The sequence below is a fragment of the Actinomycetospora sp. genome (genome assembly GCF_036497245.1).
Classification (GTDB): domain Bacteria; phylum Actinomycetota; class Actinomycetes; order Mycobacteriales; family Pseudonocardiaceae; genus Actinomycetospora.
Window position 1 is genome coordinate 1 of the sequence record NZ_DASXJS010000284.1, and the last position, 10,232, is coordinate 10,232.

General features: G+C 72.5%; 12 protein-coding genes and 1 pseudogene. 9 read left to right on the top strand and 4 right to left on the bottom strand.

The window, feature by feature from the left end:
- The 4 genes and pseudogenes from VGI02_RS28610 to VGI02_RS28625 form a co-directional block, all read left to right on the top strand.
- A pseudogene (locus VGI02_RS28610) lies at positions 1-154 on the top strand (NAD(P)-dependent oxidoreductase); the annotation flags it as partial.
- Between the two features lie 127 nt (positions 155-281).
- Entirely contained in the window at positions 282-1,025 is a 744-nt protein-coding gene (locus VGI02_RS28615) for a GAF and ANTAR domain-containing protein (RefSeq protein ID WP_331633424.1), read from the top strand.
- 6 nt (positions 1,026-1,031) lie between these two features.
- A complete protein-coding gene (locus tag VGI02_RS28620) occupies positions 1,032-2,087 on the top strand; it encodes a hypothetical protein (protein WP_331633426.1) in 1,056 nt (351 codons plus the stop codon).
- Positions 2,088-2,180: 93 nt separating this feature from the next.
- A complete protein-coding gene (locus VGI02_RS28625) occupies positions 2,181-2,534 on the top strand; it encodes a VOC family protein (protein WP_331633428.1) in 354 nt (117 codons plus the stop codon).
- 55 nt (positions 2,535-2,589) lie between these two features.
- Here the strand turns inward: VGI02_RS28625 and VGI02_RS28630 are convergent, their stop codons facing one another.
- Positions 2,590-3,318 (bottom strand): metallophosphoesterase, encoded by a 729-nt coding sequence (locus VGI02_RS28630; protein ID WP_331633430.1) that lies wholly within the window; start codon positions 3,316-3,318, stop codon positions 2,590-2,592.
- A 76-nt stretch (positions 3,319-3,394) separates the two neighbouring features.
- Here VGI02_RS28630 and VGI02_RS28635 point away from each other — a divergent pair, with 76 nt between their 5' ends.
- Positions 3,395-3,859 carry a nitroreductase family deazaflavin-dependent oxidoreductase gene (locus VGI02_RS28635; protein ID WP_331633432.1) on the top strand — a complete coding sequence of 155 codons (465 nt, stop codon included), beginning with the start codon at positions 3,395-3,397 and terminating at the stop codon, positions 3,857-3,859.
- 534 nt (positions 3,860-4,393) lie between these two features.
- Entirely contained in the window at positions 4,394-5,575 is a 1,182-nt protein-coding gene (locus VGI02_RS28640) for a hypothetical protein (protein WP_331633434.1), read from the top strand.
- 45 nt (positions 5,576-5,620) lie between these two features.
- Here VGI02_RS28640 and VGI02_RS28645 read toward each other — a convergent pair whose 3' ends face one another.
- A complete protein-coding gene (locus VGI02_RS28645; protein WP_331633436.1) occupies positions 5,621-6,547 on the bottom strand; it encodes a DUF2188 domain-containing protein in 927 nt (308 codons plus the stop codon).
- Between the two features lie 293 nt (positions 6,548-6,840).
- Positions 6,841-7,392, bottom strand: a complete 552-nt coding sequence (locus VGI02_RS28650) for a hypothetical protein (RefSeq protein ID WP_331633438.1) — start codon at positions 7,390-7,392, stop codon at positions 6,841-6,843.
- A 255-nt stretch (positions 7,393-7,647) separates the two neighbouring features.
- Between VGI02_RS28650 and VGI02_RS28655 the strand changes: the two genes are divergently transcribed.
- Both VGI02_RS28655 and VGI02_RS28660 read left to right on the top strand, forming a co-directional pair.
- On the top strand, positions 7,648-8,271 hold the full coding sequence (locus tag VGI02_RS28655) for a hypothetical protein (protein WP_331633440.1): 624 nt from the start codon (positions 7,648-7,650) through the stop codon (positions 8,269-8,271).
- 42 nt (positions 8,272-8,313) lie between these two features.
- On the top strand, positions 8,314-8,907 hold the full coding sequence (locus VGI02_RS28660; RefSeq protein ID WP_331633442.1) for a dihydrofolate reductase family protein: 594 nt from the start codon (positions 8,314-8,316) through the stop codon (positions 8,905-8,907).
- On the opposite strand, the gene VGI02_RS28665 is transcribed toward VGI02_RS28660, so the two are convergent.
- Complete coding sequence (locus tag VGI02_RS28665) at positions 8,901-9,242, bottom strand: hypothetical protein (RefSeq protein ID WP_331633445.1); 342 nt, start codon at positions 9,240-9,242, stop codon at positions 8,901-8,903. The genes VGI02_RS28660 and VGI02_RS28665 overlap by 7 nt on opposite strands.
- Before the next feature lie 196 nt (positions 9,243-9,438).
- Between VGI02_RS28665 and VGI02_RS28670 the strand changes: the two genes are divergently transcribed.
- On the top strand, positions 9,439-10,232 hold a 794-nt coding region (locus VGI02_RS28670; RefSeq protein ID WP_331633447.1), incomplete at its 3' end, for an IclR family transcriptional regulator.

Consider the following 10,232-nt stretch of genomic DNA (forward strand, 5'->3'; position numbering starts at 1 on the left):
GGTCGACTCGTTCGGTGCACAGGCTCCGATCGGCCGTGTCGCGGACCCCGATGAGATCGCGCCGTCGTTCGTGTTCTTCGCCTCGGAGCGTCTGTCCTCGTACTACAGCGGTGAGGTCCTCGCGCCCATCGGCGGCGAGACGCTCCCGGGATGATCACCCCGCGTGGTCGACGCGGTGCCGCGGCGGATGGCGCCCGCCGTGTCGGCTCTGCCAGTCTGACTACTCGCTCGGGGTGCGCCGTATCCCGCTATCCGGCGAACCGCGAGGAAGTACCCGGTCGATGTCGTCGAACGAGGAGCTCGTGGTGGCGCTGCGGAACGCCGCCACCGAACTGGCCGCGCGCCACAACCTCCGCGACTTCGAACGGTCCCTGGCCGACATCGTGACCGCCGCGGTGGCGACCGTGCCCGGTGTCGACGCCGGCGGGGTCACCATGACCGTGAACGACGCCCTCACCTCCCGCACTCCCACCCACGAGTCGGTCAGCAAGCTCGACCGCCTCCAGAGTGAGCTGGGTGAGGGACCCTGCATCACCGCCACGATCGAGCCCCCCGAGGACGGCGTCGTGGTCGCCCACGACCTGGCGGGCGTCGACGCCCGACGCTGGCCGCAGTTCGCTCCGCTCGCCGTCGAGTGCGGATACCGGTCGCTGTTGTCCGCGCAGCTCTCGCTCGACGGCAGTGTGCGCGCGGCGCTCAACCTCTACGCCGTCGAGCCGGGGGTCTTCGACGAGGAAGCCCGGTTGATCGCCGCGCTGTTCGGTGTGCAGGCCGCGATGCTGCTGTACGGGAGCGCCCAGGCCGGCTATCTGCAACGTGCCGTCGAGAGCCGGGACCTGATCGGGCAGGCCAAGGGCATTCTCATGGAACGGTTCACCGTGGACGCCGACGGCGCGTTCCACATGCTCCTCCGGTCCTCCCAGGACACGAACCTCAAGCTCGTCGACGTCGCCCGTTGGGTGACCACCCAGGCCGACGAGCGCTTCGAGCGCACGCGGAGCATCCCCGCGGCCGACGACAGCTGAGCCCCGGTGACCTCGCCCGGAGTGCCGCCGGGGCCCTCGCCCGACGCGGGCCGCCGCCGCCGGGCCCCGCCGTGGCTCCTCGCGGTGGTCCTGCTGGCCGGCCTGCTCGTCGAGGCCGTCCACCAGATCTCGGCTGGCAACGGCGCGCCGGACCTGCCGATCATTGATGACTGGCTCCACGCCGCGCTCATCCTCGCCTCGAGCGCGATCTGCGCCCGCGGTGCCGTCCGGCGGTTTCCGGGCCCCAGCCGCGCGGCCTGGTGGTGCTTCGCCGCCGCGCTGCTGCTGTTCGCGATCGCCGAGATCACCTGGGGCGCGCTGTACTCGCAGGGCGGCGCGGTGCCGACCCCGAACCCGACCGACGTGCTCTACCTGGCCACCTACCCGCTGTTCCTGGCGGGTCTGGTGCTCATGGTGCGCGCCCGCGTCCTCGACGTCCCGTGGCACCGCTGGCTCGACGGCTTCGTCGTGGTCCTCATCGTCGCGACCCCCGGCGTCACGCTCGTGATCGTGCCGGTGCTGCAGAACTCGCCGGTCGACGTCCTCGGGCAGATCGTCACCGTCGCCTATCCCCTCGGCGACGTCCTGCTGCTCGGGGCCCTGCTCGGGACGCTCCCGCTGATGTCGTGGCGCCTCCACGGCAGCTGGCCCTGGGTCGGGGCCGGGCTGCTCTGCCTCACTGTCGCCGACGCGATCTACAGCGTGTCGGCCACCCTCGCGGTGTCCCACGAAGGTCCGTACGACTTCCTCTGGAGCATGGGCGCCCTCGCGATGGCCGTCGGCGCGACCCGGCTCCCCGCCCGGCCCCGGGCCTCGCGGGAGATCACCGGCTGGCCCGCGATCGCCCTTCCCGTCGGCGCCCAGCTTTTCGCCGTGGCCACCCAGATCTACGGCTACGTCCGCGTGCTCCCTCCCGCCGAGCGGATCCTGACGATCGGCGTCCTGCTCATCGGAATGGTGCAGATCATCGTCTCCCGGCCTCGGCCCCAGCCGGCCACGCAGGAGGCGACGAGCGACGACGAGGAGGCCGGCGAGCAGGCCCGCCTTCCCGGGGCGGAGTGATGGTCCCGCCCATCGATCGGCGCGGGAGTCGGGTCGTACCGGATGGGGCCGAAGGCGGCGTCGAGCCGCCGGACGGTCAGGGAAGATCGTGACATGGAACGTGTGCTCGGAATCGGCGGCTACTTCGTGCGCGCCGCCGACCCCGCGGCTCTGGGTGCCTGGTACCGGGACTGCCTGGGGCTGGAACCCGACGAGAACGGCATGTGGCGTCCGGAGGCCGGGGCGACGGTGTTCGCGGCCTTCGGGTCCGAGACCGACTACTTCGGGGCACGCGCCCAGCAGACCATGATCAATTTTCGGGTCCGCGACCTGGAGGCGATGCTCGTGCAGCTGCGCGCCGCGGGAGCGGACGTCGCCGAGGAGACCGAGGACATGGACGGCGTCGGTCGATTCGGCTGGGTCACCGACCCCGAGGGCAATCGCATCGAGCTGTGGCAGCCCAGCTGAGCGTTCGGCGGACGACCCGCTCGTGGATGCCCCGGGCGGTGAGGACCAGGACGGCTCAGGGGGCGACGGCGCGCACGTGGGTCTGCAGAGTGCCGGTCTCGTCGTCGAGGTGGTGGAGGGCGAACCCGGGCGGTGCGGTTCGGTCGAGGGTGTCGGGCTCGGGCTCGTAGGGCAGGCGGAGGGTGGACGCCACGCCGGGCGCGATGGAGACCGGGATGCCGTCGACGGTGGTGCGCAGCGGGGTGTGGGCGTGCCCGCAGAGCACGACGCTCGGGGCGGCGCGGCCGCGGAGCGGCGCGAGGAGCGGTTCGGGGTCGAGCAGGCGGATGGGGTCGAGCAGGCCACTGCCGATCGTCATCGGCGGGTGGTGCAGGGCGACGACCAGCGGCCGCGAGTGCGCCGCCGCCTCCTCGACGAGGGCGACGCTCTCCGGGGCGAGCTCACCGTGGTCGTGGCCGGGGACATGCGAGTCCGCGAGGACGACGACGATGCCTCCGACGGTGATCGTGGAGGTGATCGCGTCCCGACCGGGGAGCCCGAGCACGGTGCGCATGGTCGGGCGGAAGTCGTGGTTGCCGGGCACGAGGTGGACGTCGAGCCCGGCGAGCAGCTCGGCGGCCTGCTCGTACTCCTCGCGGCTGCCGTGGTCGGCGATGTCGCCGGTGACGAGCACCAGGTCCGGGCGGGTGGTCAGGGAACGCACATGGTCGACGATGCTGCGCGCCCGCCGGATGCTGTGCTCGGTGAGATCGAGGTGGAGGTCCGACAGGTGGGCGATCAGCACCGGCCCAGCATGACGGTCGCCGGCACCTCGTCCCGCAGGAAGACACGGACCGACTCGAGACACCGAGGTGACCAGCGTGCCAGTACCCCCTCCGTCCACGTCCCCGTTCTGGCGGGTGTTCCGCTTCGCCACCCGGCTCGACGCCTATCTCCTCCGCGCCACGGGGGGTCGTCGCAGCTTCATCAGTCGCGCACCGACCCTCGTTCTCCACGACGTCGGTCGGCGCTCGGGGCAGGAGCGCGTGACACCGCTGATCTACCTCGACAGTCCGCCGAACCTGGTGATCGTGGCCTCGAAGGGCGGCACGGACCGGCATCCCGCGTGGTTCCACAACCTCATGGCGATGACCACCGCGCTCGTCGACCTGCCCGGCGGCATCTCCCGGACGGTGCGCCCGCGCGTGGCGGGTTCGGAGGAGAAGGCCGATCTGTGGCCGCGGCTGGTGGAGCTCTTCCCGGACTACGCGACCTACGCGACCTACACCGAGCGCGACATCCCGGTCGTCGTGCTCGAGCCGGAGGGGGCGACCGGGTCGGCATGAGGCGCACCCGCGAACCCCCGATCCGGCGGCTCCGGGCTCGTCCATTCACCCGGTTCGATCGACGACCACATTTCGAGATGCAAATGCGTCCGACGGAGTCGGTCGGTGCGGGGTAAGGCGGACGCATATCGGATGTGCGCCTCGACGTCCACCCCCAGGAGCAGTAGGAGCATCCGCACGGATTCCGAGCGGAAAAGGAGTGGCGAAGCAGACCGACTGCGCCGACGCGTCGGTGACCGAGCCGTGACTGGCGCCCGGGCCTCGGCGATTTCTAGAATCGGAGCTGCGCCCGCTTCGGCGGTGGCCATTCGTCCCGGACCCGACGAGAGAACTGACGTCGTGGGGGGCAACGGATGTCGATCGGGTCGTGTGATGTGCGGTCGGCGCTGTGCGGCGGGCATGGCGTTCTCGCGCGCTGAGGCGCCGCGACGTTCGGAGCGACCGTTCTCGCGATGGTCGACGAGGGCCGCCTCCCTCACGCGCGGACCGGTCAGGTTCCCGGCGACCGTTCCGCGTCGTCTCGCCGCTGCGGCGGTGGTCGCGCTGCTGGTGCTGGGGGTGGTCGTGGCGCCCTCATTGGTGACGGCCCTGACCGCACCCGGCGCGGACTCGGTGGCGGCGCGACTGGCGGAATGGGGTCGGGACCACGGGCTCGGCTCGACGGTGACCTGGCTCGAGGCCCGGCAGTACGACCTGGCGCCGCCACCGGTGGGAGGCGTTCCCGCCGGGGGTATTCCTCGCGTCCCCGTCAGCGCCGGGCCGGTCTCGCCGGCGCGGTCCGCCGTGCCGGTTCGGGGGCTGCCGGAGCCCGCCTCGCTCCCCGTCCACCCCGGCGTGTCCCGCCTGCCGGAGGAGGGGCTCTGGCAGCCGGTCGTGTCCACGCCGGCCGGGGACGCCGTGCGGGTCGCCTACGTGCGTCCCGACGCGACGCACACCTCGGTCATCGTCGGGGTGATGTGGCTCGACCCCACTCTGGTGACCGGCCGGTTGCATCCCGGCACGCAGGACCCCGGGGGTTCCTGGTCGACGCCGACCTCGGTCACGCCCACGTTGCAGCGGACGGTGGCCGCGGTGTTCAGCGCCGGCTTCCGTCTCGCCGACAGCGACGGGGGCTGGTACGCCGACGGGCGTGAGGCCCGGCCCCTCGTCCCCGGCGCCGCGAGCCTCGTCCTGCGGCGGGACGGCACGGCCGACGTCGGGGCCTGGGGCACCGAGGTGCGGATGGGCCCCGAGGTGGCCAGCGTGCGCCAGAACCTCGTCCCCCTGGTCGACGGCGGCCGGGTGAACCCCACGTGCGCCACGGGCGGCACCGCGGAATGGGGCTCCACGGTCGGACAGGCCGCATACATCCATCGATCCGGGTTCGGGGTCACCGCCCAGGGCGCGGAGGTGTACGTCGGCGGCCCGTCGCTGTCGGTGTGCAGCCTCGGGGAGATTCTGCGTTCGGCGGGGGTGGTGCGGGGCATGGAGCTCGACATCAATCCCGCCTGGGTCTCCGGGGCCTACTTCCGGCCTCGCCCCCAGGGCCTGCCGCAGGCCACGAAGCTGTTCCCTGACGAGGAGATCGGCGCCGAGCACTACCTCCAGCGATCGAGCCGTGACTTCTTCGCCTGGTATCTGCGCTCCGACCAGCCGACGGGCACGGCGGCGGGCGGCCCGCCCCAGGCCGGTCGAGGCGGCTCGTCCGCGCCGCCGACACCGAAGCCGGATCGCTGAGTCCGTCCGCCGCTCAAGGTGGCGTCGGGCCGACCCGACGCTCGGTCATCGCTTGCCGGCGACCTGGCGGGTGCCCTGTTGGGCGGCGCGGCTGCCTCGGGTGGCGACCAGACCGCCGAGGTGCAGTGCGCCCGCGACGAGGACGCCGACGGTGCGGCCGGTGACGCGGACCGGGTTCAGGGCGTGGCCGGCGCGGCCGACCGAGATCAGCATCTGATCGGTCACCTGGTCCAGCGGGCCGGCGACGCGCTCGGTGACGGTGTGGATACGACGCCCGGCGCGGTCCGAGGACGCCTCCAGCTCGTCGCCGACCCCGGCCCCGATGATGGCGGCACGGTCGGCGCCGGTGACCGCCGTGCGCCCGGCCTTGTCGGCGGTGTCGGCGGCCGCGGACCGGGCGCGGCGACCCGCGGCTGCGGTCTCGCCGGCGACCTGAGCGGCGGTGCGGGAGGCCCGGTCCCCGATCTGCTTCCCGGTCGTCTCGGCGATGCTCGCGACGTCGCGGGCGGCCGCCTTCGGCGGCTTGTCGCCCCCGGCGACCGCGGAGACCTCGCGCTCGATCCCGGTCGTCGCGGCGTCGGCGGTGGCGGCGACCTTCTCGGCGGCCTCACGGGTCTGGCCGGCGACCTCGCGCCCGGTCACGGTCGCGTCCTCGGCGATGCCGCCCGCAGTCCCGGCGACCTCGTCGGCGGCGTCCTCGGCGGTCGCCCGGGCGCCCCGGGCGGCGGAGGTGGCCGCCGTGGTGGCAGCGGTGGAGGTGGTGTTCTCCGCACCGGCCTCGACGGTGCGGTTCTCGCGGACCTCGCCGTCGGTGCCGTGGACGATCACCTGCCCGCCGCCGTCGTTGGCGACGATCTCCACCGCGCGCCGGATGGCCTCGACCTGGGTGGGGGCCTTGGCGCTGGGGCGCCGGCCGCCGTCCTTCTCGACCTGCCAGCCGTCGGGAGCGGGCATCACGTGACGGTCGGACATGCTGGGTCTCCTCGGGTTCTCGGAGCGTGACCGACGTGAGCGTCCTGCACACGGCGATCGTCGGTGGCGGCCGAGGGATGGGACGGTCCTGACGGCTACGCGGTCTGCACCGGCCAGGACCTCACATCGACCGAATCCCCGGGGGCTCGCAGCCGGTGCTGAACGGGGCTTACCCGGCCGATGGTGGGACTCACACGCTCGGACGGAGCGCCCGGTGACGCGCGTGGCCCGCGGCGCAGCAGGGGTCGGTGGAGACGCAGGAGTGGGCAGCCGTCAGCCGTCAGCCGTCGCCGTCAACCGTCGTCGTCGCCCGAGCGGAGCTCCTGTTGCTGGGGGTCGGAGTAGGTGGCTTCGAGGACGGCGCTGTCGCTGTCCAGACCGGATCCCAGAGCGCCTCCGAGCGTGCCGAAACCGGTGGCGAGCCAGGCCAGGCGGATGTAGTCGCTGCTCGTGCCGGTGAAGAGCGGAGGCTGCAGGAAGAACAGCGCGAGGAGGAGGTTGAAGACGAACACGGTCGCGGCCATCACGGTCACGCCGATGGTCAGGGTGAGCACGGTGGTGGCGTTCTGGAGCGAGACGTCGTCGTCCTCGCGCACGTCCCCGGGTCGCAACCAGAGGTCGTGCGCGTTCAGGATCCACACGACCATGAGGGCGACCGACACGACGGTCGTGGCGATCAGCTTCGTCCACCCGAGCAGGCTCGCGAGCTGCCAGATCGTCGACGTGATGATCAGATAGAGGCTGGTCGCCAGCACCGCGGCCAAAGCACTGCGGAGGCCGAGGATCAGTCGCCACGGCCGGTTCGCGAGCACCATCGAAGCCAATTGCCGGCCCCGGCCGCGCATACGCCATCTCCTCGAGTCGTCCGCCATCGTCCGGTAGAGGCAAAGACTCCACCATCGCCACGTCAGGGCGACGGGCACGGTAGCGGGCCCACCGGCGAGACGTGCGTCTCCTCCCGCCGGGTCGGTCGGCGATGGCAGGGGTGTCGCCGGAGGGAGCGGCAGTGGATGGTGGCGCATCGTCGCGGTGATGTCGGGAGGGTCGGCCGCGGTCATCGGCGTCCGGCGCCGCGCGCTCTGGCGTCGCACACTGAGCGAGTGGCGCGGGGTCTGGTCAACAAGCGGACCCGGCAGTTGCTCGTCTTCGTCCACGTCGCGGTGTCACTGGGCTGGATGGGCGCCGGGGCGGCCAACGTCGTGCTGGCCATGACCGCGGGCTACACCTCGAGCGCCGAGATCCGTCGGGTCAGCTACTACATGATCGACCGGGTCGACGTGTTCGTCGTGATCCCCGGCGCGTTCGCCGCCCTGGCCACCGGTCTGGTGCTGTCGCTGGTGACTCCCTGGGGGCTCGCACGGTACTGGTGGGTGCTGGTCAAGCTCGTGATCACCGTCGCGGTCATCGTGTACAGCACGCTCGGGCTGGGGGTCTGGGTCGCCGAGAGCATCGAGGCGACCGCGACGGGCGCCCAGCAGAGCGACGTGGCGGGACCTCTGGCCTACGGCGCCGGGCTGAACATCGTGGCGTTCCTCTTCATGACGTGGGCCTCGGTGGCGAAGCCCTGGGGGACCACCCCGTGGACGACCGGACGCCCACCGCGTCGGGCCGCCCGATCCGCCACCAGCGCCGTCGGACCTCGGGCTCAGCGTCAGCCCGACTGCTCCGCGAGCAGTTCCGCGGCACATGTCGAACGACGTCGGGCCCGTTCGTCGCCAGGGTGAGAGACCGGCAGCGGGCCGGTCGACCATCCAGCGGAGGTCACCGTGACTGCCACCTACACGTTCGACGTCTTCTCCAGCCTCGACGGCTACGGCTCCTACGGGGGCGACGGCGACTGGGGCGGCTACTGGGGCAAGCAGGGCCCCGAGCTGCTCGACCACCGTCTCGCCTCGTTCCAGGCGGAGCAGCGGATGGTCTTCGGGGCCACCACGTTCGGGCAGTTCGTGGAGATGCTGGCCGCGAGCACCGAAGAGTCCGACGTGCGTGACCCGTGGGTGACCCGGATGCGCAGCATGCCGGCCACCGTGGTGTCGTCCACGCTGGACGGACCCCTCGACTGGCCGGACGCCACCGTCGTGCCCGGCGACGCCCTCGACATCGTCGCCCGGCTCAAGGAGGAGTCCGACGTGCCCGTGCGTTCGCACGGCAGCCTGTCGCTGAACTGGGCGCTGATGGCCGCCGGGCTGGTCGACCGCATCCAGGTGACGATCTTCCCCGTGATCACGGGGCGGACCGGCACGGACCCGGTCCTCGGCGGGGCGGCCGACTTCGACCTCGAGCTGCTCGAGCACCGGACGCTCGACGGCAACACCCAGGAGCTCGTCTACCGGCCCACCCTGCACGTCAGCGGTCACTGACTCGAGTCGTCCCGACCGTCACCCCCCGACCCGTACGCGTTGCCCGGCGTGGCCGGTCGGTCCGGCCGGCGGACGAGGGCGTCGAGGTGCCGGCCTCGGGACAGGTCCGGTGTGGGGTCGAGCAGCGTCCACATCCGGCCGGTCCCGTCGCCCTCGACAGCGCGATTCATGACGACCGCGGCGATCTCGATCGGCCAGATCACTGCGATCACGGTGTCGCCGAGGAGCTCGGCGGGGCGCCGTATCACGAGCAGGGAGCGGAAGGCCGCAGCGAGTACGCCGCCGATGTCCGCGGGGCTGTTGCGGGCGGTGGACGGCGGGTCAGACGCAGACATGGGTTTCGGCACCCCCGGGTCGGTCCGTCAGCGGCCGAGTGACACCGGGGTCCGGGGTGCAGCGACTCGCCCCCGAAGGTACGGCACGCCGCGTACCCGTTCGGTGACAGGCAGGTGAAGCCGTCACCGTCGCGTCGGCGGTGCAAGCGGACCGTCGCTCCCGCTCCGTCGAGCGGCGACGAACCACACTGAGCGCATGGCGCACTCATCGTCGGGGGAGTCGGTACTGGAGCGGGTGGTGCGCATCCTGGAGGCGTTCACCCCCGAGGACCGGGCGCTGACGGTGAGCGAGGTGTCCCGTCGTGCCGGGGTGCCGTCCGCGACGGGGTCGCGGCTGGTGGCCGACCTGGTGGAGCACGGGCTGCTGACCCGGGACGCGGACCGGCGGGTGCGCGTCGGCACACGGCTCTGGGAGCTGGCGTCGCGGGCGTCGCCGACGATGTCGCTGCGTGAGCTGGCGATGCCGGTCCTGGAGGAACTGCTGCGGGTGGTCGGGCACCACGCGCAGCTCGGGGTGCTCGACGGCGAGGAGGTGCTGTTCGTGGAGCGCCTCTCCCGGGAGCGCGCGGTCATCAACTACACCCGGATCGCGGCCCGGTTGCCGATCCACGCCTCGTCGTCGGGGCTGGTGCTGCTGGCCTACGGGTCGGACGTCCTGCAGGAGCGCATCCTGGCCGGGGCGCTGCCCCGGTTCACGTCCGCCACGATCACCGACCCGGCAGACCTGCGCCGGCGGTTGGCCGGAATCCGGCGCGACGGCTTCGTGGTGTGCCCCGGGTACCTGCACGCCGACGCCACGGGGATCGCGGTCCCCGTCCGCGACGAGTTCGGCCAGGTCGCCGCGGCGGTGTCGGTGATCGTGCCCAACGACGAGCACGCCCGCGGGCATCTCCCCACGCTGACCGCGGCAGCGCGTCAGATCGAGCGCCGCTTCGCGCGATCGGCAGGCGTGCGGACCTCCGGTGGCGGCACGAGTGATCCCGACGACAG